The 20705-nt window shown below is 33.9% G+C and carries 23 protein-coding genes and 1 other RNA gene; 10 read left to right on the forward strand and 14 right to left on the reverse strand.

Going from position 1 to position 20705, the window contains the following annotated elements:
• Positions 1-403: 403 nt before the first annotated feature.
• A complete protein-coding gene (locus ACYSNQ_RS04280) occupies positions 404-595 on the reverse strand; it encodes a hypothetical protein (RefSeq protein ID WP_426081590.1) in 192 nt (63 codons plus the stop codon).
• Between the two features lie 577 nt (positions 596-1172).
• On the opposite strand from ACYSNQ_RS04280, the gene ACYSNQ_RS04285 reads away from it, so the two are divergent.
• Positions 1173-2084: a helix-turn-helix domain-containing protein gene (locus ACYSNQ_RS04285; RefSeq protein WP_426081591.1), complete on the forward strand. Its 912-nt coding sequence runs from the start codon at positions 1173-1175 to the stop codon at positions 2082-2084.
• Between the two features lie 42 nt (positions 2085-2126).
• On the opposite strand, the gene ACYSNQ_RS04290 is transcribed toward ACYSNQ_RS04285, so the two are convergent.
• Together ACYSNQ_RS04290 and ACYSNQ_RS04295 are read right to left on the reverse strand one after the other, a co-directional pair.
• Entirely contained in the window at positions 2127-3392 is a 1266-nt protein-coding gene (locus ACYSNQ_RS04290) for an aminoacyltransferase (protein WP_426081592.1), read from the reverse strand.
• 379 nt (positions 3393-3771) lie between these two features.
• Positions 3772-4005 carry a hypothetical protein gene (locus tag ACYSNQ_RS04295; RefSeq protein ID WP_426081593.1) on the reverse strand — a complete coding sequence of 78 codons (234 nt, stop codon included), beginning with the start codon at positions 4003-4005 and terminating at the stop codon, positions 3772-3774.
• Between the two features lie 1438 nt (positions 4006-5443).
• Here ACYSNQ_RS04295 and ACYSNQ_RS04300 point away from each other — a divergent pair.
• The 3 genes from ACYSNQ_RS04300 to ACYSNQ_RS04310 all read left to right on the forward strand — a co-directional run bounded on the left by ACYSNQ_RS04300 (position 5444) and on the right by ACYSNQ_RS04310 (position 7164).
• On the forward strand, positions 5444-5641 hold the full coding sequence (locus tag ACYSNQ_RS04300; RefSeq protein WP_426081594.1) for a hypothetical protein: 198 nt from the start codon (positions 5444-5446) through the stop codon (positions 5639-5641).
• 293 nt (positions 5642-5934) lie between these two features.
• Positions 5935-6204, forward strand: coding sequence for a cytoplasmic protein (locus tag ACYSNQ_RS04305; RefSeq protein WP_426081595.1), 270 nt, complete (start codon positions 5935-5937; stop codon positions 6202-6204).
• Between the two features lie 579 nt (positions 6205-6783).
• Positions 6784-7164, forward strand: a complete 381-nt coding sequence (locus ACYSNQ_RS04310; RefSeq protein WP_426081596.1) for a hypothetical protein — start codon at positions 6784-6786, stop codon at positions 7162-7164.
• Between the two features lie 710 nt (positions 7165-7874).
• On the opposite strand, the gene ACYSNQ_RS04315 is transcribed toward ACYSNQ_RS04310, so the two are convergent.
• Positions 7875-8573, reverse strand: coding sequence for a hypothetical protein (locus ACYSNQ_RS04315; protein ID WP_426081597.1), 699 nt, complete (start codon positions 8571-8573; stop codon positions 7875-7877).
• A 255-nt stretch (positions 8574-8828) separates the two neighbouring features.
• Between ACYSNQ_RS04315 and ACYSNQ_RS04320 the strand changes: the two genes are divergently transcribed.
• Both ACYSNQ_RS04320 and ACYSNQ_RS04325 read left to right on the forward strand, forming a co-directional pair.
• A complete protein-coding gene (locus ACYSNQ_RS04320) occupies positions 8829-9275 on the forward strand; it encodes a hypothetical protein (protein ID WP_426081598.1) in 447 nt (148 codons plus the stop codon).
• 235 nt (positions 9276-9510) lie between these two features.
• On the forward strand, positions 9511-9651 hold the full coding sequence (locus ACYSNQ_RS04325) for a hypothetical protein (protein WP_426081599.1): 141 nt from the start codon (positions 9511-9513) through the stop codon (positions 9649-9651).
• Positions 9652-9941: 290 nt separating this feature from the next.
• Here ACYSNQ_RS04325 and ACYSNQ_RS04330 read toward each other — a convergent pair whose 3' ends face one another.
• From ACYSNQ_RS04330 to ACYSNQ_RS04365, 8 genes are all read right to left on the reverse strand, one after another.
• Positions 9942-10484, reverse strand: coding sequence for a T6SS immunity protein Tdi1 domain-containing protein (locus ACYSNQ_RS04330; protein WP_426081600.1), 543 nt, complete (start codon positions 10482-10484; stop codon positions 9942-9944).
• Positions 10485-10558: 74 nt separating this feature from the next.
• Positions 10559-11014: a hypothetical protein gene (locus tag ACYSNQ_RS04335; RefSeq protein ID WP_426081601.1), complete on the reverse strand. Its 456-nt coding sequence runs from the start codon at positions 11012-11014 to the stop codon at positions 10559-10561.
• 12 nt (positions 11015-11026) lie between these two features.
• Positions 11027-11233 carry a DNA/RNA non-specific endonuclease gene (locus tag ACYSNQ_RS04340; protein ID WP_426081799.1) on the reverse strand — a complete coding sequence of 69 codons (207 nt, stop codon included), beginning with the start codon at positions 11231-11233 and terminating at the stop codon, positions 11027-11029.
• Positions 11230-11925 (reverse strand): hypothetical protein, encoded by a 696-nt coding sequence (locus tag ACYSNQ_RS04345; protein ID WP_426081602.1) that lies wholly within the window; start codon positions 11923-11925, stop codon positions 11230-11232. The genes ACYSNQ_RS04340 and ACYSNQ_RS04345 overlap by 4 nt, the downstream gene beginning before the upstream one ends.
• 438 nt (positions 11926-12363) lie before the next feature.
• Positions 12364-12730, reverse strand: a transfer-messenger RNA (tmRNA) gene (gene ssrA, locus ACYSNQ_RS04350).
• A gap of 288 nt (positions 12731-13018) precedes the next feature.
• Positions 13019-13447 carry a VOC family protein gene (locus ACYSNQ_RS04355; protein WP_426081603.1) on the reverse strand — a complete coding sequence of 143 codons (429 nt, stop codon included), beginning with the start codon at positions 13445-13447 and terminating at the stop codon, positions 13019-13021.
• Positions 13448-13534: 87 nt separating this feature from the next.
• A complete protein-coding gene (locus ACYSNQ_RS04360) occupies positions 13535-14011 on the reverse strand; it encodes a GAF domain-containing protein (protein ID WP_426081604.1) in 477 nt (158 codons plus the stop codon).
• A gap of 163 nt (positions 14012-14174) precedes the next feature.
• On the reverse strand, positions 14175-14615 hold the full coding sequence (locus ACYSNQ_RS04365) for an EbsA family protein (RefSeq protein ID WP_426081605.1): 441 nt from the start codon (positions 14613-14615) through the stop codon (positions 14175-14177).
• Positions 14616-14697: 82 nt separating this feature from the next.
• Here ACYSNQ_RS04365 and ACYSNQ_RS04370 point away from each other — a divergent pair, with 82 nt between their 5' ends.
• The gene (locus ACYSNQ_RS04370; protein ID WP_426081606.1) at positions 14698-15102 is read left to right on the forward strand and encodes a ribonuclease HI family protein; all 405 of its coding nucleotides are present in this window, start codon (positions 14698-14700) and stop codon (positions 15100-15102) included.
• A 38-nt stretch (positions 15103-15140) separates the two neighbouring features.
• On the opposite strand, the gene ybaK is transcribed toward ACYSNQ_RS04370, so the two are convergent.
• Positions 15141-15629, reverse strand: coding sequence for a Cys-tRNA(Pro) deacylase (ybaK, locus tag ACYSNQ_RS04375; RefSeq protein WP_426081607.1), 489 nt, complete (start codon positions 15627-15629; stop codon positions 15141-15143).
• Between the two features lie 122 nt (positions 15630-15751).
• Positions 15752-16924, reverse strand: a complete 1173-nt coding sequence (locus ACYSNQ_RS04380) for a class I SAM-dependent rRNA methyltransferase (protein WP_426081608.1) — start codon at positions 16922-16924, stop codon at positions 15752-15754.
• 261 nt (positions 16925-17185) lie between these two features.
• Here ACYSNQ_RS04380 and ACYSNQ_RS04385 point away from each other — a divergent pair, with 261 nt between their 5' ends.
• From ACYSNQ_RS04385 to ACYSNQ_RS04395, 3 genes are all read left to right on the forward strand, one after another.
• On the forward strand, positions 17186-19285 hold the full coding sequence (locus ACYSNQ_RS04385) for an LTA synthase family protein (protein WP_426081800.1): 2100 nt from the start codon (positions 17186-17188) through the stop codon (positions 19283-19285).
• A 126-nt stretch (positions 19286-19411) separates the two neighbouring features.
• Complete coding sequence (locus ACYSNQ_RS04390) at positions 19412-20116, forward strand: hypothetical protein (RefSeq protein ID WP_426081609.1); 705 nt, start codon at positions 19412-19414, stop codon at positions 20114-20116.
• 4 nt (positions 20117-20120) lie between these two features.
• Complete coding sequence (locus ACYSNQ_RS04395) at positions 20121-20681, forward strand: hypothetical protein (RefSeq protein WP_426081610.1); 561 nt, start codon at positions 20121-20123, stop codon at positions 20679-20681.
• Positions 20682-20705: the final 24 nt, after the last annotated feature.

The following is a 20705-nucleotide window of genomic DNA, read 5'->3' on the forward strand; positions in this document are numbered from 1 at the left end:
TTTCACTGGCAAGCAGCAAATTGTCTTTTCATAAAAAATATGCTATACTAACTACAGAATTTCGTTATCATACATCGTTGCCTTTCATAATTAACACGAAAGGAGAATGATCACTATGACATTCAAAACAAACACTATTAGTTACCGTGTAGCATTTGATACAAAGAACAACGTGTTTATGGTCTATGATGCAAACGACCATAACAAAGTCGCATACGGTGTTACTATCGAACGAGCTATACAGCAACTAAAACAAACTGCTTAAGGAGCTAAACAATCCAATGGATGATTTGTGTAGTACCTCTAGAACAGAATAAAAAGGTATCAGAACAGGAATAAACCTCTCTGATACCTTTTTTGTTTTCACTGCTAATTGATTATTTATCCCACAACCGTCTTTTGCCTATTTTTTAAAGAAGCCTTTTACTTGATCTGCAATCCCGTTAATATCCATATTATCTGGAAGAGATTTCATCAGTTTCGTATATTGCTCTCCAATCTCATCCTTATGTTCTTCCAAGAATTTTTTAGCTTTTTCAAAATTCCCTTCTCCAATCAAATCCGTAGCTTTCTTAATCAATTCGTCCTTATTCATAGTCCGTTCAACTCCCCAATTTCTTTTAAAAATTTATTTTACCTTATTTTATTGCAGAAGAAAACTGTTAATTTCATCAAACAGATATTATTCATTTTATAGCTTTTCCAACAGTATTTTTAGCAATAAAAAAATAAGCTGCAGCATCTCCCCAGACACCACAGCCTATCTTTGCACTTTCCAACTTATTTTTTTCTTTTAGTTGTTTGTTGTTCTTACCTTTTTGTTCTTTCGCACTTACTTGTTTAGCCGATTCGCACTATCGACCTTTAAAATCTTTTTTCGTAAAAACTAGTTATCATACACCCCCCTGTATTACTAAAGTTGTAATAAGAGTTACAGTTACAATTGCTAGACCTGTCATCATAAACCTCCTTATTGCTATTTAAGAAAAATATACTAATGGATAATTTATTTTTCTAGGTAAAGAATAACAAACAAATATGAAGAAATAAAGAGCAACAACTTGTATTTGCATTATTTGCAAAAATTATTCAATTTTTTATAATAAATAAGTTAAATATAGAAGAAATCACACTCTTTTATGTTATAATAGCAAACAAAGGGAGGATTACCTATGAATATCGGGGATACTTTGCGTTTTTTTCGCTCAAAACTAAATTATACTCAAAAAGAAATGCTATCAAATCATAGTGATCCATCTTCATACTCTCGTATTGAAAATGGCAAGCAAGCTATACGAATCAATGAACTTGAGCAAATTCTTGATCGTTTGTCAGTAACAACAGAAGAATTTTTAAGCTTCTCTTCTCAAGATGATGAGCAACAAATTTTTCGAGAACTTTTTTATTATTGTGCACTTCATTTAGAAAATAAAGTCAAAAAGAAGAAGCTTTTAGATTATTATGAACTATTAAAAAGAAATAACACTCGATCATTAAGAGAACTTTCAAACTATATGGGAATTAAGAATTATTTCCATCAACGTTGGGAAGAAGTAGATCCCATTTCTGATCAAGAAATCACCCTTGTCTTCAACTACCTGATAGCCAAATCATATTATATTCAATATGATTTTGTTTTGATGTCGAATACAATGCATTTGTTTAACAGCAAACAAGTTGATTTATTATTTAATCGTGTATATCCCATTAAAGATGAAGAAAAACGGGACACTACTACTAAAAAGTTCGCCTATAATGTAATTTTGAATGTTATATCTATGAAACTATATGAACGTGATTATAATGCAGCAGAAAAATTTATTTTATTAGCAAAAAAATTAGATCGATCTAGTAAAAATTACAGTTATCGCATGAATCTTCAATATCTCAATAACTTACTAAATTATTTAAAAACAGGTGATCTTGCCTACATAAACAAAGTCTACCAATTTATCAATTTATTAGAAGACATAGGTGATAACTTTCATGCTTCACAGATTAATGCAGAAGTAAAAGTTCTTATTTATGATATTAACGATATTAAATCTTCCGATTATAAAGTCGGTTTAATTAAAGACAACTAAAAACAAGCCAGAATAATATTATTTTGGCTTGTTTTTTTCTCTTTACCCTCTTCCTCTTAGCTTACTAATAAACTCACGTGTATGCTTCAGCAGCATATACCCTTTGTATTTAGTCGGGTTGATAATTAGCTTAAAGGTACCGATTTTTTCTTCTGCATATCCGTTAAATGCCTGTTTAAACTTCAGTATTCCGTCCGAACCATCGAAAACACCTTCGATTCCATAAAAATTATATACGGGAATATTTTCGGCAACAGAGTACTTAAGCATTTTGTCTTGAATTAAAAATGGTGCATATAATTTTTTGTATTTCTCTTCTGTACCGGAAAAAAGATATACAGTTTCGTGAGGACACGTTAAAAACAAGGCACAAGCTAAGGACACATGCTCTCCGTTTTCCTTCAGCATCTGCTCACCATCAAGTATCCGCTTTTCGAAGGTTGACAGTTCATCAGAGAACTCGCGTTTTTGATTATTCTTTTTACGGCTGTTAGGATTTACTTCAAGAAACGCTTCAACATCCAGCAGCTTTTGTTCAAGCTTTTTCTTTTGCTCGCTTAAACTATCTAAGTATGTTTGAAAATTGATTTCCGCAACAACAAACTTAGCCCGCTCTCCGTAGGCTTGAAAAACTGTTTGATAGTACTCCAACGTTTTATCCGTAAAATTTCTTCGAACGCTGGTTCGTTCAGTAATTTCTTTAAAAAGTCCAAGCTCTTCATAAGCCAATTCCCGTGTTCTAATACCAAAGCTGCCAGCTTTATTTAAACTGTATTTCGCATCTTTACCATACGATTTCAACAAATCCGACTCTGAGTAACCCGCAAGATCTTTCTTATAAATCCATTGTGGATTCCCGTCAGCAGCATAGCCTTGATAAAAACCTTCATGAGCAAAACCAGAATTTACAAATGTACGCATCAACGCTTCATTTTTTTCACTTAAAGGATTTCCCCGATAATCATAGGTGCTGTATGGTGCGTTAGGTGTGACTGTTAAATACAAGCCCGCTTCATCTTTTGCATGTTTTTTTAGCTTTTCAAAAAACTCTGAAAGCAGTGCTTCGTTCTCCTTTGGAACTTCCAGTCCATCGATATCAAATACATAACCAACACCCAGCTTGGTTTTAGTCATCAGTGCTGCTATTACAACATTATTCTGTTCATCTTTCAGAGCTGGAAAAGACACACTGGCGCCTCGTTGTGTTTTTAGTCTGCCCATCTCTTTCGTTTGAAGGTAGTTTCCATGTTCAGCTTGATTAACATAGCTCTCAAATTCACTTTCATTTAATAAACAAAATATATACATTCAATGTGCTCCTCAATCTTTAACTATTTCCATTAAATTATACCTTACACGAAGTTGGAATTCATCTTATTTTTCTAATGGTCTTTGACTATTATACCTATTCTTAATCTAGGAAAGCAATCAATTTCCATTAAAAGATAATTGCTGTTTTTTATTCTTTAATAATTTTTAACAGTGTCTTATGCAGTCTATGTTAATAGCTGGATACTATTCAATAACAAATAATGAGTAAAATTTTCTAATAGCTTTCAAATAAAAAGCTGTCTTTCTTAATAGTAGGTTTCTACTCTACTTTTAAGAAAAATCAGCTTAATTCTTTTGGATTATTTTTTTGCTGTTCAGGTACGTCTCTCTTTTTTTATAAAGTTGAGTTCCCGAACTATATATCCGCAGCTTCACTGCTTTCCATTTCAGAATTACCTTCCATTCCAGGTGGGCCATCTTCTGGACGATCTCCGTCATTTGGCAGCTCTCCATCCATTGGCTGACGCTCTCTCATGTTTTCCATGCTTGGCTGAGATATCAGCTTATAGCCAAAAAAGCCGATGATTCCTACTGATAGAATGCTGACTACAATGATGCTAATCATCCATTTATTCACAGATTTCTTCATAAAATATTTCTCCTCTCTGACAAAACAAGCATACGCCAGCTTGCTTAAACAGAGCTTAAACAGAAAACAAATATAAATCATACTTTATTAAAAAAATAAAAGATCAGCCCCCAAGCTGATCTTTCTCTATTGGTAATTTTTCATTTTACTTTGCTTCACCATAGCAGCAGCTTTCCAACAAACCATCCAACACTGCTGTTTTTGTGTCAACAAACTCCTTTTTTGATGCTGATCAATAAAAACTATGTCATTTTATCAATCTGTTAAAACGTTCTGAACTCTCTTAGCTTCAGTATGTACTTCACTCCTGCTGTCAGCCCTGTCAAAGCTGAACTTGAAAACATACCTAACAAGTCACCTGTTTTCATTTATCCTCTCCCTTCTTCTGTATTAAAATAATAACATAATTTTTTCCTTGTTTGCACATCTAAAAACAAGTTTTTTTATCACATTTTTTCATTTTTATGCCATTTTTTGATATATAACTATTGTTATTTTATAAACGTTATATTTTCGGATAACAGCACTGAAAGTCAGCTCTCTTCACCCTGGTACTCGTTTAAACCATCCTTCTCTCTTTTACTCATTACATTCTATTTTTCATTTATGCTTTAAACTATTGTTTTTTTACCTGTATTGTTTTGAGTTTTCACCTCCACCATATAGCCTATTTGAACAGTATTTATACTTGGTGATTAGGTTCAGACTTTAGTCTCATTTGCTTTAACTCAGCTTTCTGCTATAGTTAAGTCAGAGGTGTTGTACATGAAAAAAATCTATGGATGGGCAATTAATGTATTGTCCGAGATTATTCTTTGCTTGTTTTTTGAAACTTCCTAATAATTAGGAAGTTTTTTTATTTTATTAGTAAAAACAGTTTTAATATCTTCGTCTTACTTCAAAGTCTTGAATTTTCTGTTCACTCACTCTTCCTCACAATCAACCTTGGTTAAAAAAAGGAGACAATTTTATCCTAAACTCGTAGTATTGAAACTATTACTTGTACTGAGTCGCTAAAAAATTTCAGGTAAAAGCCTTTCCAATGTTTTGATTCCTGTTTTTATTATCTTTTTTTACGTTTTAATTCTATTTTTTTGTATCATTTTCATATTTACTTATGATTTAGTAAACAGTATAATGCGAACAACCTATATTTGGAGGATGTTTTGTGAAGAAATTTAATGTTGGTGAGTTAGTTTTAATAAAAAAAGGAAGATGGTAAAAAGATGTGGGTAGTCATTACAGCGGCTTCTCAAAAAATATTTAGCGGTTCTATATTTGGATGTAATAGCTTAATTATCTCGGAAGTAACGTTCTTAGAAGAAGATATTGTCACTACAATTTCTTCTTTTGAATAGCATCATTCTAGCAAATCCACGTTTAACAAGGGGATTCTTTCTGATATACTTAACTCAATAGCTAAAAGGGGTTGGGAATTATGATGAAAGCTGATGTCTGTCAATACTGTGGTGGTCTGGAAACAGTCCGGGCCAAACAAGTTCATGAAGGGAAAGTTATCCCTGAAAATGCGTTATTAATGATTTCTGGCGAGACCTTACATCATGTAATTTGTAAAGATTGTGGAACGGTTATTCGGTCATTTGTTACTAGTACAGATATATTTAAAGAAGATTAATACAAAAGAGCGGGCAACCAAGAGCGTATTTTAGATTATTGAATAATTTTATAGAAAAAGTCCTACCGTCATTTTCTGATAGTAGGTCTTTTTTGCTGACAACGCTTTAATATTAAACTGCGATTCATTCTTGTTCTCTATCTTTCTGACCATGAGTTTCACTCTATTATTACAGAAAAAATCTAGAATTTTCCAGTTTTTTTTAAGTGCTGCATCCTCTATTCATTATAGTATTTCTCTAACTTCTCTGATATCATTAGCATAAAATTATCCTAACTAAAAAGAGGTTATTTATGAATTATTCCAAAGAGACGCTTAAACATGCACATATTTATTGTACTGGTAATAAAAAGTATTTTGACTATACGGATACATGCGGCTGTTTCTATTGTTTAAAAATATTCTCTCCTATTGAAATCACTTTTTATCTGAATGAAGAGATTGGAGATACAGCGATTTGTCCTTATTGTTCAATTGATTCAGTTTTACCTAACATGAAAGCTCTCAAAATTTCAAATGATTTCCTTACTGCAATGTATGACTATTGGTTTAGCATAAGTTAGTGGAAAAGAGGTGTGTTAAATGAATACTACAATAAATCTATTTATATCCTTAATATTACTTGCTTATCCAATCTGCTCATTTCCTGGAATTTTACGTTCTAAAAGAGAAAAAGGAAAATATTTTTCTGATTCCAGATTTTTGATTACTAAATATCAAGGAAATGGAAACAGCCTGAATATGCACAATGTCCTCGGCTTTTCTTTAACTCTGCTATTGGGACTGACATTTCTAATTACATGCTTAATCGATCTATTCTCTTAAATAATATTTAGTAGTCAAGTGGTGAAGTATATACTTTTTTCAAGTTTAACATATATGCTTAAACAAAAAGGCAGCAGAAACATTATATAAATGCTGATGTTAAGATATCTATTTTTGATGAAAAAGAAAATCGAGCTCTTTTATTGGTTGTTTGTTTGGAGATAACCTCATTGAGCTAAAACTAAAAGAAGAAACTTTTAGGAGCATTCACTACAAAAGATTGGATTTAACAATTAAGTATATCTAGTTTCCTGATAAGTGCTTTTATATTTTTATGGTATATACTTTATTCATTAGAGTAGTTTGGAGGGATTCTTATGTTCAAAAAAGAATTTGATGCTTTTAAAAAAATGATTATCCCCGCAAGTAATCAGCGTTATCTGAGTACACCTAAAAAGAACTATGAACCATTTGGAAAAACGATTGAACGATCACCTGATAACCCATTTAAAACTTCAGATGGTCAGTATATTTATGACTTCTTTGCTTTATTCGAAGGTACTAAGCCTGATATTCTTTTTTCTGAAAAATTGATGCAGCTTGGTGAATGGCACAACTATGGTTCAAAGATTTATCGACTTAACACAACTCATCCAGCAGATGAAGTGAAATCGCTACTTGTTAGTGAGTTAGGAATTAATGATAAAGATGTTTTGATAAGCTCATCTAGTAATGGTAAATGGCATCATTCAAGTTAGAGGTTGTGACAAAAGTGTCCAGCTCCAAGAACCAAGTAGGTACTGTTTAACATCAGCTCGTCCCTCACTGTATTTCACAGCAATAATAAGAATAATCCGAAAATTGTCAAGAAACACTACGAGGGGACCGAGTAACTATTGATTGATCCCCACTTGGAGCTTCTCATATTTTTGATATTATTCGGCTTATTTTCGAGAAAGCTGTTTTTGTAATACTGTTTATTCGGTTTTAAGGATGCCAAAAGTCTGGGATTTTGTTTATGTCTCAGACTCTTTTTCTGTTCTATTATTTGTCCTCCTTAAATCGGTCAATAATTAAATATATATGTTTGCCTTTTTAACTTTTTAGTATTTCAAATAGTGTTGCAGCTACCCTTGCACTGGATAGCAATAAACATTTATGCACATGTCACAAAAAAGACTGCTGAGCCATTCACAAATTATACTGGAATGTGGCTGGCATTTAACGTAAATAATAGACAGCAGAAACACTGTACAACGCATTTCTACTGTCTATTATTAAATCTCTTATGGAGACGGCGGGATTAGAAAATTCGATTTCATACGCCTTAATTATGTGTCAGTATCAATAAAACTAAATACTTTCACTTATCTAAAGTATCATCAAGTTTCATATATTTTAAACTGTCTCGTATTCAATATCGTATTCAATAAAATTCTCATAAGCGTGGGGCGCTTACTATATACTTCTATTCAATTGAGTATCTCAATACATCTTCTACTATTTTACAAATATATATTTTCTTTTTGTTTATTCGATAAATGTATCTTCCTACAGTGAGCGCATATATAGTAACAGTTATAAAAAAAGCGCTACTAGCTTTTAACATTTCAAAGCTAAACAATGGCGAGATTGTTGCAAGTATACTTAAAATACCAAATATATAATACCCTGAAAAAAAATTAAAAGAATTACTATTATAGTTTCTAATATGTATTAACGCAATTTTTTTCTGACTAGGGTCTAACTTTTTCACTCCTGAATCTAGTTTTTTTATGAAATCAACATTATTTCCTCTTACTCCTTCACCTAGATAGATACCTTTTATAAAATCATTTGGAAATGAAAAGTCAAATTTCGAAGCCTCCCCTTCATATTCTTGCAATAAAGAATCTAGTTTTCTCCATTCTTTTGTATAAATCTTATAAGTAAATATAAACATTTGAATCACGCCGTAGATTGCAATAAAGAGATTTACCCATTCAAAAATCCAATAATAATTTTTATGAAATTCTGGAAAAGAAACACGAATTAATGCTATTACGATTTGCATTATAATCATTTGTAATGCTACTTTGTATAGATGTAAAGCTTCCTCGACTCCTTCTTTTATTCCTGAAATAATTATTTTTAATTTTTCAAATAATTTCAACAACTTTCTATTCATCTTAATCACCTCAAATTGATTGTAACATCAAACATAAAGAATTGAAATGCAACCTATTAACTACATCTGTAATTACCTTCTCAATCACAATCCAGTCTGAAGTAACTTACTCAAAAAATGTTGAAGTACTCTTTTTGATTTACTCTATTTTTACAACAATCCATGAGTGCGTAATTATTGTGCTACAAAAGCCTATGAGTAAACTTCTTTATTTGGTATAGTTTCAGTAATATCAAAGGGAGGAGTATAACAGCTATGGGCGAAAAGAGATTTCGAAAAGTCTATGTTTTAAAGTTGAAAGACAAAACATTTTATGTAGGACATACTTCAAGAGATATAGATAAAGTGTTTAATTATCATTTAAGGGGAGATTTTTCATTGACAAGAAATAATCCTCCAATAAAAATACTCGAAGTGCATGATATTGGACTGACGAGCCATTATGAAGGGAATATATATGTTACTAATAAAGTTATTGAGTATATGCTGGAGAACGGAATTGAAAATGTTAGAGGCGGACATTTAACAATTGCTGATAAAAAGCATCATATTGAAGGTGTAGCTTTAGTCAGCATAAATGATAGCTATGTGAACCGAGAAGGATTAAGGCAGTTGGTAGAAGTATATAGTGACGTTTACCCACTTGTTAAAAACATTTATACAAGAGAAGATAGGTATCAACAGCAAATGAAAAAAGATTAGATCGCTTATGCTTCTTTTTTTATTACATAAAAGAAGATGGGCTTATGGCTGTATTAGATAATCAGAAACATGAAAAATTTGTTCAGTTCCTAATCAAAGCTTATATAGAAGATTTCGGTAATTCTATTAGATGGAAAGATTAAACTGTGGATAATAAGCCAATAAAATTTTTAGAAAAAATGTGATTTTGGCTAGGTTCAAGGATTTGCAAGAAATTTCTCGAGATGAAGTGATAATGATAAGAAAGCAAAGGATGGTAAAGCTTTCTGAAATAGCCAAGAATGATGAATATCCAGGCAATCAAATTAAAGCTACAGATACTTTAAATAAAATGGATGCGATTATATCAAGAAAATTAAGTAATCAGGAGAAATAAAATCCTTGGGAAAGTAAGTCGGAGAAAAATAAAGTTAATGTAATTAAGTTTTATGTTACTGATGAATAGTAGCAGTAGGGTATCGAATGCTAACAGTGGTGAGCAGAGACTCCCCCCACCTAGAAAGTAAGTATGTGAAGTCGCAGGAGAACGGTGCAGTCCTTCCCTCGTAGAATTACCGCTTTTCAACTTTTTTATCATATAACTTTTTTTTACAAGCTTTTTTGATATATATATACGATTAATCAACAAAAAGGCTCTCATAATTGAGCAGCCTTTTCTCCATTTTTTCAAATTATAGTACCCATCAATTCAGTAATGAGCATCAGGTGTTCCCTAAGCTTCACTACTTTCAAATTGTTAACATGTTCTGCCCCACCTAATCCTAAAAGAGGAACATAGCCAAAACATTCGTCAAACTTAGGCTTAACATGCATCTCGATAGCGCAAAGATACGGAGACCACTTTAAAACCTCTGCTCTGAAGTCTTTATCAGATAAATCTTCAAAGAAAAATTTAAAACCAGATATTACCGTATCAGTCTTACCATATCTAAATCTTAATATTCTTACAAAACTTCCTTCCCAAATAATTAAGTCCCCCATTGCAGTTGCGAACAAGACAATTCCATCATGGAATCGTTGACTGCCTTCAACCAGTAATTCTTTAAAGTTATCAGGGTTTACAGATTTCATGAATCCGTTTAAAAATGTACCAAATCCGTATTCTTTCCAAAGTAATAACATTTCTTCTGGGATTCTGCCTTGATACATTTTAATTAATTCTTTATTGACTTTCTGCTCTATTATAAAATCATCAAATAATTGATTCATAAACAGTCTCCTTTTCTACCTAGTTAAATCAACTTAACATTCAAATCATTATTGAGCAGTCAAAGCGTTTTGTTTTATCCTTCGATTTCTTTTTTTACTTCGTCAAACCATTTGTCAAAAATATCGGAAGCATCTTTATAGTCAGAATCCGAATATTTAAGATCATAGCTTAAATTTGAGTTGAATTTTCCACTGTTAATGTCATATATCATTTTGAACTCTGTCGGAACTTCTCTATTATCTTCTTTAAATAATTTCATCAGACTTTGTAAATCTTCTGAAAATAGTCCCAGCATTCTATACTGCATTTCATCGCCCATGTTAATATTGCTAAAGTCATTTAATTTAGATAACTCATGCTTTTTAAAGATTCTTTTCCCTACTTGATAAAACACATCACCTGTCACAACGCCTTCTTCTATTGAACCATAAACAAAGGCTTTATCTGCTTTTTTATTAACAAATTCAACGGCTACACTAACCATAGCAAACTGTAAATCCATGAATTTATTGTCAAATGTTTCTGTCATTTCGGCACCTCGCTAAAAATTTTGATTTAATAAAGTTACTGTTTTAATTTCGCCATCTATTTTAGATTTAATATCAAATGATGAAGGTCGTAAAGCGTTATCAGTGTAGTTCACTTTAATTTCTACTGATACATTTTTGCCTTCTGCTATGGCTTGTTTCCATTTCGTTTCCAGTTTATAATAAGATTTTTTATTAACATCTTTTGCTTGTGAAACTATAAAATTTGATTTAAAGTTAGTAGTAGACCTAGAATTGAAGCTACAATTGCAATAAAACCTGTAATGATTTTATTAATAAAAGATAACTTTGCTTTTAAGATATCATTGTTATTTTCACCTTCATCTACTATCCAATTTTTAACTTTTTTTATCTTATCAATAATTTTATCAAATATCAGACAGACTAATTTCGTCAACATAAAGGAAATTGTGTAGACATCCAATAGAAACACCAAAAAAAATAAGCCACTTAAATCCTCTTCTTTAGTTTTGACAATTTCGATAAAATCTAATCCTGCTAGTATATTCAGCATAGCTATTCCTATCACAAAAATTATAAAAAATATTGTTAAGATTGGCATTTTTTTTATACTCGCTTTATACATGAAATATGCGTCCAAACACAATATAGGAATAGCTAACAGTAATCCTGAAATCTGTAATCCAGATTTTATTTCCTCGTGATTAGTAATATTATTAGCGATATTAGCAATTATGTAATAAAACATTATAAAAAGAGGGATTGCTATGATTGTTGATACTACAAATATAAGCCAATTGTTTTCAACAACTTTTTTGATGGGAACAAACTTTATTTTTATTCTTTCAAAAAAACCTTTTTTTTCTTGAGTCACCGATCTTTCATTTTGGTACTCATTCATCTTGTTTACCCATTCACCCACAATTTTCATATTATTAATGTACACTCCTTTTTGTTCAATCATACCAAAAGAAAAAATAAAACACCATATTATATTATTTTATTTTACAATTAGAACTATCACCCTTGGCATTCCTCCTCGATTCGTTGACAAATGTTGACATTTTTATATCTCTTAGCTGATTACAAAAATGACATATACGCTATTGCCTTATTCCTATAAAGGCTAACAATGGTTAACTACTGTACATAAAAAAACGCTCCTTTAGAAAAGGAACTTTCCATAAAATGCTTTGTATAACAACATTTCATTTATGCTCATGTCACTAAGGATACCAAAGAAAAGACCACAAAATTATTCGCTAATTATGTTGGCATTTAAGCTAATCGTATTCAATCTCGTATTCAAAATAATAATAGACAGCAGAAACACTGTACAACGCATTTCTACTGTCTATTATTAAATCTCTTATGGAGACGGCGGGAGTCGAACCCGCGTCCAAACATATTGTCACTTAAACCTCTACGTCCATAGTCAACTCATTTAGGGTTTCGCTTTACAGCTTGCCGAGTGACAGACATTCTGTATTGCTAGTCTGATAAGCTCTTCTAAATTTTACAGACGGAAAAATTTAGCGTATCCCACTTAGTTTGAGACCCTTACTCGAGCACATGGGCGATGCCGAGAGGATCTTCACCCGCTGTTTTTACGCAGCTAGAGCGAAAGTTTTGTTTTCGTTTTTAGCAGTTATATTTAACTGTAACGTTTTTACGTAGACGTAACCTACGAAACGCAATTCAAGCTCAACTATGCCTGTCGAATCCGTAACGCCCCCATGAAAAATTGGTGCTAGAATAGTATAACATAATTATACCATTAAATAAAGCGAGCAGCTCATTCATTTAATATAGTCTTTTCCCGCCTTTAAAACGTTTTTACATATCAGAAAAACATCTACGCAAAATATTTCTCATTTTCTCCATAACAAATCAGCTATGAATCCAATCAGTTTCGCCAAAATCGACCAACTCATTTTTGCGGTTTCAAAGAAGCAGCCGATACTCCTGAGCAGGAACATCAGCTGCTTTTTAATAATTCAACTGGTCAATAGCAAAGGCTGGTCCTAATTGTTCTCTCCTTCCGCATAATAAGAGAACATCCAATTGATGCCGAACTTATCTGTCAGCATCCCATATTTCTTCGACCAAAATGTTGGTCCTAAAGGCATTTCAACAGTTCCACCTTCTGCTAAACGGTTGAATTGACGGTCTATTTTTTCTTCATCATCCGTACTTACGACTAACGAAATATTATTTCCTACGGTCAATGGCTTCCCCATTCCATCCGGCACATCAGAAATCATGACATATGTACCTTCGATAACCATACTGGCATTCAATATTAAATCCTTTATATCTTCTGAAACTGGGTGCTCCGGATCTTCCGGCATATCACCAAAGGTCATAACATTCGCCGAAGGCGTATCGAAAACCTCTTCATAGAATTTGATAACCGCTGCTGCTTCATTTTTAAAATTCAAATAGACTTCCATGACGTTGACATCTCCCTTGTTGTTTTCTATGATTATCTCACAGAAAAGGGCTTTGAACGAAACATCTGCCTACCATTTCTCCACAAGTTAAAACTCAGAATTTTTAAGAAGAATATCTGCAAATTTCTCCAGATATTCCTGATCTATTTCATCATAGCCGGAAGTCACTCCTGCATCAATATCTAAAACACCAATCAATTCGCCTGCTTTTACCATCGGCACAACAATTTCTGATTGGGCTGCAGAATCACAGGAAATATAATTTTCATGCTTTTTCACATCATCAACAATTAATGTTTGACGTTTTTCTGCAGACTCTCCGCACACACCTTTTCCCATTTTAATTCTTGTACAGGAAACTTTTCCTTGAAATGGACCTAAAACCAACTCATCTCCATTGTACAAATAGTATCCAGCAAACACCGTCTCTGGTAAAGCATCAGCTAAGAGTGCTGAAGAATTTGCTAAATTCGCTATTCCATCATGTTCAATTTCTGTCAATCCAGTCAACTGCTGCAGCATTAACTCATAGGCATCTCTTTTTTGTTTATCATCTTTCCACATCTATTTCTTTCCCTTCAGTTTTTTTACCTATCTTATCTTATTTTCCTAAAAAATAAAAGACAGAGAAAACCGCACCATTTTGACGTTCTACTCTATCTAAATAATTGCCCTAAAGTTTTTATCCCCAGAAACGCTATTCCCACAGCGAAGTTTTTGCCAACCTTCAATGTTCTCCTAATTTAAGCTGATCGTCATAAATAATTTTATCTGAAAAACGTTCAGTTTTCTTCAAAGCCTCAATAAGCCCCTGCTTTTGTTTCTTCGTCATAAGATAAATTCTGGACCCGGAAGAAAAATCCTCAGAAATAATCTCGATACTTTTAGTGCCTACTTTGACTAAACGAATGTTTTCCAGCAAAAGTTCTTTTTTATGAAAGGGTAAAAAATAATGAATATACAGACTTGTTGCAGTCAGCTTAAAATAGCGGTTAAATCCTAAATAAGCAAAGATAAAAAAGACGACCATCACTAGATTACTAACAAGATAAGGTCTTGTATACTCTAATGATAAGATTAAACTCATAAATAATATGGCGAACGTGCAGGACCAGTATATAACAGCCGTTGACAATTCTGGTTGCCAGAAATATTTTTTTTGTTTCATACAACGACTCCTTACCTAAAATTTCATATGGTACAATAGTAACACACTTAGACTTTAAACAGAAAATATAAAGGAGAAAATCATGTTACGAATTTATGTAGATGCTGCTACTAAGGGAAATCCCGGACCAAGCGGCGGTGGAATCGTCGTCACAGGGGAGCAAATCCATGAACAGCTCCATTTCTCTTTAGGTGAATGTTCCAACCACGAAGCAGAATTCAAAATCCTTATCCTTGCTTTGGAATGGCTGATTAATCACCAGTTTACCACAACCAGCATTTTTCTTCATTCAGACAGTAAAACCGTCGTACAGACGATTGATAAAAATTATACGGGTAATCCTGTTTTTCAGCCGTATCTCAAACGATTCCAACAATTAGAGTCTCATTTCACACTTTTGCTGATTCAGTGGATCCCTGAAAATAAAAACAAAGGGGCTGACAATCTTGCCCGGCAGGCACTCCAGAAATCATTAAAAGGAAAGTAGTTATTTTTTCAACTGCTTCCTTTTTTTAGAATGTAGATTCATAAAGTAATATCCACGATTTTAGCTCTTGTAAGAGCTGCAATATCCTTTGGTGCAAGCTCAAACTGAAGACCACGCTGACCTGCGGAAACAATAATGGCGGGGTATTGCTCTGCCTCCAATCCGATATAGGTTGGAAACAGCTTCTTCATCCCTATAGGGGAACAGCCGCCGCGAATATAACCAGTTGTCTCTTCCAGCTCTCTCAAATGAAGCATATCAACTTTTTTGTTGCCGCTGACTTTCGCCAATTTTTTTAAATCCAATTCGGTATTTCCCGGAATCACGGCAACAATTGGTCCAGTCTTATTTCCAACAGCTACTAAGGTTTTAAATATTCGCTTTTCTTCAACTCCTAACAGCTCGGATACGCTATCTGTCCCTAAATGTTCTTCACTCCAAGGAAATTCGTACTGCTTGTATGGCAGCTTCTTTTGCTCCACAATTCTCATTGCATTGGTTTTATGAACTTTTGATTTTTTTGCCATTTTAATCACCCCATTATTAAATGTTCACCTAAAACAAAAAGCAGGTCCCTATACAGTCTCTGCTTTTTGAATCTTTATTATTCCCTTAAATCAACTACTGTATGTCGCTTTTTATCATATAGCTATTTTTTTATAGTTAAGAACAATACTTTTAAATAATTTCCCTCAGGAAAATCTTCACTTACTTTAAAATCTCCCGGAAGCTGATAGATAGTTTCTATCGTGTATGAGGAAATACTTTTTTCTTTCAATGCGTCTTTTACTAATTTTGTAAAACGTTCCAGCGAAAGATTCGCTGCATTTGTTGACGCAATGATTTGTCCCTGCTCTGCCAGTATATCAATCGATTGTTCAATCAACTCACCATAATTTTTTCCTACAGTAAAGACTTTTTTCTTATTTCTTGCAAAACTTGGCGGATCAAGAATGATACAGTCAAAAATCAGGTCTTTTCTTTTAGCATACTTGAAGTACTCAAACACATCCATCACAACGATTTTCTGCTGTGCAAGCGGCAGCTGATTTACTTCAAACTGCTCCGTTGTTTTTGCCAGACTCCTTTTAGCCAAATCTACACTTGTTGTACTAATTGCACCGCCCATCGCTGCCGCCACAGAAAAAGCACCTGTATAGCTAAACATGTTCAAGACTGTTTTCCCTGCTGCATAGCCATTTATCAACTCACCACGTACTTCCTTTTGATCCAGAAAAATCCCTGTCATCAGCCCTTCATTCAAGTAGACTGCGTAGGAGACGCCGTTTTCAGTAACCAACAGAGGTTCTTCTGCCTGCTTTCCGTACAAATGCTGAGATTCTGGATAAGAAGAAGTAAATCGAACCTTTTCATATGCGCCGGTTATTTCGTCAAAAACTTTTTTGAAACTTTGGATAATGGCTTCACGCTTCTCATAAATCGTTTCATTATACCAGGAGAACACGACGAAATCGTTGTAGCAGTCAATCGTTACTCCGCCTAAACCATCACCTTCTCCGTTAAATAACCGATAGGCAGAGGTACTACTGTCATTCGCATAAACACTTCTTTCCAGCTTTGCTTTTTTAAATAGCCTTTCAAAAAACGGTACAGATATTTTCTCGTCCCAGCTCAACAGCCAGCCAAGTCCTTTATTCTGTTCTGCCAAATAACCATAAGCGACAAATTTACCAGCCGGATCAGTAAACTCTATCCAGTCTGTAGGCAGCTGACTAGGGCGCTGCTGTAAATCTTCCTCTTTTACCAGCGGGTATCCTTGACGAAACTTATTGGCTGCTTGTTTTTTTACTTGTATTTTCACTTTTTCACCTTATTCTTCTTTTTATTGATTCACAATCAACTGTCCAAAAAAGTATATCAAAAAAAGCCTGTCCTGTCTTTAATTCTATAGATTATTAAAGTTTCTCAAAATTCTTGACAAAACGCTAGAATAATCGTAGGAATAATTGACAGTCTTCGGCGGAAAAGGTAAAATTACATGTATGCAAATCACAATTTTCATGAAAACACATCTAAGTTTTTTCGAACTTAGGGTTGGAAAGGAATTATCATGTTAAATAGAATAAAAAAAATTAAATTACCTGAATTTTTGAATACGCGATTAGGTCTTTTCACAACGGTTGCAGTCCTGTTATGGCTGAAGAATTTACTGGCTTATGTCACGGACTTTCACCTAAGGCTCGAAAATATCAACGAGTACATCATTCTTGTAATTAATCCAATCGCTACGACCTTTTTCCTTTTGGCGATTGCTTTATATGTCCGTAAAACCAGACGCGCTTATATTACGATGATGGTTGTCTTTTTCCTCATGACGCTGTTGCTGTTTTCAAATATTGTCTACTATAGAGAGTTCACCGACTTTATTACAGTCAATACAATGATGGGTGCCGGCAAAGTTGCCAGCGGACTTGGAGAGAGTGCTCTGCGCTTATTCCGTCCTTACGATGTTATTTACTGGATTGACTTTATTATTGTAGGCGGTTTGCTCCTTACTAAAAAAATTAAAATGGAAGACCGGCCAGTCAGAGCTCGGGTGGCTGTTTCAATTAGCTTAGTTTCAGCGTTATTCTTCCTGTTTAATCTATTTCTTGCTGAAACGGAAAGACCTCAGCTGTTAGGCAGAGAGTTTTCTCGTGACTATATTGTAAAATTCTTAGGATTAAATGCCTTCACTGTCTATGACGGAGTGAAGACCTACCAGACAAACCAAGTACGGGCGGAAGCCAGTGCCAATGACATGAAAGATGTTGAAAGTTATGTCGACAGCCATTATGCAGCTCCCAATGATGAAACCTTTGGCATTGCTAAGGGAAAAAATGTCATTTATATTCATTTAGAAAGCTTCCAGCAGTTTCTTGTTGATTACAAGCTGAAAGACGAAAATGGTGTTGAGCATGAAGTAACACCATTTATCAATAGCCTTTTCCATAATCAAAGTACATTCAGCTTTGATAATTTCTTCCATCAGGTTGGACAGGGAAAAACTAGTGATGCTGAAACCTTGTTTGAAAATTCTTTATTCGGACTAAGTCAAGGATCATTATTCACGCAAATCGGCGGTAAGAATACCTTTGAAGCGGCTCCTGCAATTCTCGATCAAACACAGGGATATACAAGTGCTGTTTTCCATGGAAATGCCGGCAATTTCTGGAATAGAAATGAAACTTACAAGCATTTAGGCTATGATTATTTCTTTGATGCCAGCTACTATGATGTCAACGATGATAATTCATTCCAATACGGACTGCATGACAAACCATTTTTCCAACAGTCCGCACAGTATTTGGAACACTTACAGCAGCCGTTTTATTCAAAATTCCTAGCCGTATCTAATCACTATCCTTACTCTCAGTTCACAAATGATGAAGCAGGATTCCCGATTGCGGATACTGGTGATGAAACAATTAACGGCTACTTTGCTACAGCAAACTATCTGGATAAATCAGTTGAAGAATTTTTCAACTACTTGAAGTCCTCTGGATTATATGAAAATTCTGTAATTGTTCTTTACGGAGATCACTATGGTATTTCCTCTTCAAGAAATCAGAATTTAGCTGAACTGTTAGGTAAATCAAAGGCTTCATGGAATGACTTTGACACTGCTCAACTGCAGCGCGTACCATACATGATTCATGTTCCTGGTCAGGAAAACGGCGGTATCAACCACACATATGGCGGACAAGTTGATGCACTGCCTACACTGATGCATTTGCTGGGTGTAGATACAAAAGACTACATCATGCTTGGACAGGATTTATTCTCAAAAGAAAATGAGCAAATCGTTGCTTTCAGAAATGGAAACTATGTTTCACCAAAATATACAATGTTAGGCTCCAACATTTATGAAACAGGAACTGGCAGACTAATTGTTTCCCCTACTGAGGAAATTCAACAGGAAGCTGAAGCAATGAAAGAAAAAGCCAATACTCAACTGGAAATATCTGACCAGATTAATACTGGCGACCTGTTGCGCTTCTATCAAGGCAGCGGCTTGAAATCAATAGATGTATCTCAATATAGCTACAAGGATCAGTTGAAACAACTGGAAGAAATCGAGAAAGATAAAGGCGCTGATTCAACTAGCGTTTACAGTAAAAACGATAATAAGTCCACTGTTGATGAGTATAAAACAAACACTTATCAAGGCTACGAAAAATAAACATACAATAAATACAAAAAGGCTTACGGTTTTTTAAATACCGTAGGCTTTTTTGCTACTTTTTCATAATTAATTCATATTCTTTCTATATACTTTTACTGTAAGTAATTAAAGAGGTGAGTATTATTGAAAAGCCTTCACTATGCTTTTGCAGACTTGCATTATTATAAAAAGTCAACACTTTCAAGTATCGTTTCCGGTTCGTTCTTTCTTGTATTTCTAACAGCACTACTAAATATGTTGGATATCAACAGAATCTGGACAAAGGAACTGCTCACTCTTTCACCTGATAAGGAGACAATTGCAGCTTCCTTAAACTGGAATACCATTTATCTATTGATTTACGTTATTGCAGCTCTTCTATACACAGCTGCTGCTGGAATTATGGCTTATCGTGAAATAGCACAACGGAAAGCAGTTATTCAAAAATGGCGCCTACTTGGTTTTTCAGATTTTTACATTATTAAGCAGTCACTACTCGAAACGATATTGGTTCTTATTAGCGTTTTACTGATAAGCAGTATGTTTTTGCTGGTTTTTCAAAATTCATATGAGTCCTTACTTTTGAAAATACATTCGCTTGTGGGAACGACAGATTTTCGTTTAAGTATTCATGCCTTACAGGATGTTGATAATGTTCCTGCAACTACCAGCAGCTCTATTTATGAATCTGTAGGTGTTTTCGCTGTTAATCACCACAGTCTGTCCTTAACGACAATCTTTAAACGGCTTTTGCAGAACACAGTTTTATTAACTCTAATCAGCAGCAACTGCGCTTTGATTTTTACTATTTTAGGTACGCGTCAATCAAAACTTTTTCTTAGGAAGTGATTATTTGGATACAGTAATTGATTATCGGGAAATCATTAGAAAAATAAACGACACTAGCGACTCAAAGCTTTTTGCTGTTCTAGAAAATGAACAGCAGCTGGAAGCAGAGTTGCCCCACTTCATCCATTTTGCGCTATCACAGGAGCAGAACAAAAGCTTCGGACTGATCTTAGAAGAGTTCACCTTTCTTCCCTATTTATCCGTGATAGATAATTTGTTTGTCTGCAGTGCAACAAAGGAAAATGAACGTAAACGCATTTTACGGGAATGGTCAGCTATCTTTGATCTTCCCATGACAGTTTTCTCTTCTCCCTTTGAACAGCTTTCGCCTTTTGAACAGCTAAAGCTCCAGTTGATGCAGCTAATCTTATCAGAAAAGAAAACAATTATTTTAACAAATGATTTATCAGAGCTGAGCATTCATGAAAAACAGCAGCTGCTCCCATTACTAAAGACCCTGACAAAAAAAGCTTCTGTCAGCCTTTGGCTAATTACTAACGATGAAAAACTGGCAGCCAGCCCCTACATTGATGCTTCACCATCTATCAGTAGATCCTATACATAAGTCTAAGTCAGAAGCATTCTGTCC

The sequence above is a fragment of the Enterococcus sp. LJL51 genome (genome assembly GCF_054871795.1).

Excerpts from the sequence above, each read along its gene's own strand:
- ACYSNQ_RS04320 (WP_426081598.1), top strand. The coding sequence starts at position 8,829 with ATGGGCGAAAAGAGATTTCGAAAAGTCTATGTTTTAAAGTTGAAAGAC.
- ACYSNQ_RS04300 (WP_426081594.1), top strand. The coding sequence starts at position 5,444 with ATGATGAAAGCTGATGTCTGTCAATACTGTGGTGGTCTGGAAACAGTC.
- ACYSNQ_RS04335 (WP_426081601.1), bottom strand. The coding sequence starts at position 11,014 with ATGACAGAAACATTTGACAATAAATTCATGGATTTACAGTTTGCTATG.
- ACYSNQ_RS04370 (WP_426081606.1), top strand. The coding sequence starts at position 14,698 with ATGTTACGAATTTATGTAGATGCTGCTACTAAGGGAAATCCCGGACCA.
- ACYSNQ_RS04325 (WP_426081599.1), top strand. The coding sequence starts at position 9,511 with ATGATAAGAAAGCAAAGGATGGTAAAGCTTTCTGAAATAGCCAAGAAT.
- ACYSNQ_RS04365 (WP_426081605.1), bottom strand. The coding sequence starts at position 14,615 with ATGAAACAAAAAAAATATTTCTGGCAACCAGAATTGTCAACGGCTGTT.
- ACYSNQ_RS04305 (WP_426081595.1), top strand. The coding sequence starts at position 5,935 with ATGAATTATTCCAAAGAGACGCTTAAACATGCACATATTTATTGTACT.
- ACYSNQ_RS04360 (WP_426081604.1), bottom strand. The coding sequence starts at position 14,011 with ATGTGGAAAGATGATAAACAAAAAAGAGATGCCTATGAGTTAATGCTG.
- ACYSNQ_RS04345 (WP_426081602.1), bottom strand. The coding sequence starts at position 11,925 with ATGAAAATTGTGGGTGAATGGGTAAACAAGATGAATGAGTACCAAAAT.
- ACYSNQ_RS04285 (WP_426081591.1), top strand. The coding sequence starts at position 1,173 with ATGAATATCGGGGATACTTTGCGTTTTTTTCGCTCAAAACTAAATTAT.
- ACYSNQ_RS04315 (WP_426081597.1), bottom strand. The coding sequence starts at position 8,573 with ATGAATAGAAAGTTGTTGAAATTATTTGAAAAATTAAAAATAATTATT.
- ACYSNQ_RS04310 (WP_426081596.1), top strand. The coding sequence starts at position 6,784 with ATGTTCAAAAAAGAATTTGATGCTTTTAAAAAAATGATTATCCCCGCA.
- ACYSNQ_RS04280 (WP_426081590.1), bottom strand. The coding sequence starts at position 595 with ATGAATAAGGACGAATTGATTAAGAAAGCTACGGATTTGATTGGAGAA.
- ybaK (WP_426081607.1), bottom strand. The coding sequence starts at position 15,629 with ATGGCAAAAAAATCAAAAGTTCATAAAACCAATGCAATGAGAATTGTG.
- ACYSNQ_RS04355 (WP_426081603.1), bottom strand. The coding sequence starts at position 13,447 with ATGGAAGTCTATTTGAATTTTAAAAATGAAGCAGCAGCGGTTATCAAA.
- ACYSNQ_RS04330 (WP_426081600.1), bottom strand. The coding sequence starts at position 10,484 with ATGAATCAATTATTTGATGATTTTATAATAGAGCAGAAAGTCAATAAA.
- ACYSNQ_RS04295 (WP_426081593.1), bottom strand. The coding sequence starts at position 4,005 with ATGAAGAAATCTGTGAATAAATGGATGATTAGCATCATTGTAGTCAGC.
- ACYSNQ_RS04290 (WP_426081592.1), bottom strand. The coding sequence starts at position 3,392 with ATGTATATATTTTGTTTATTAAATGAAAGTGAATTTGAGAGCTATGTT.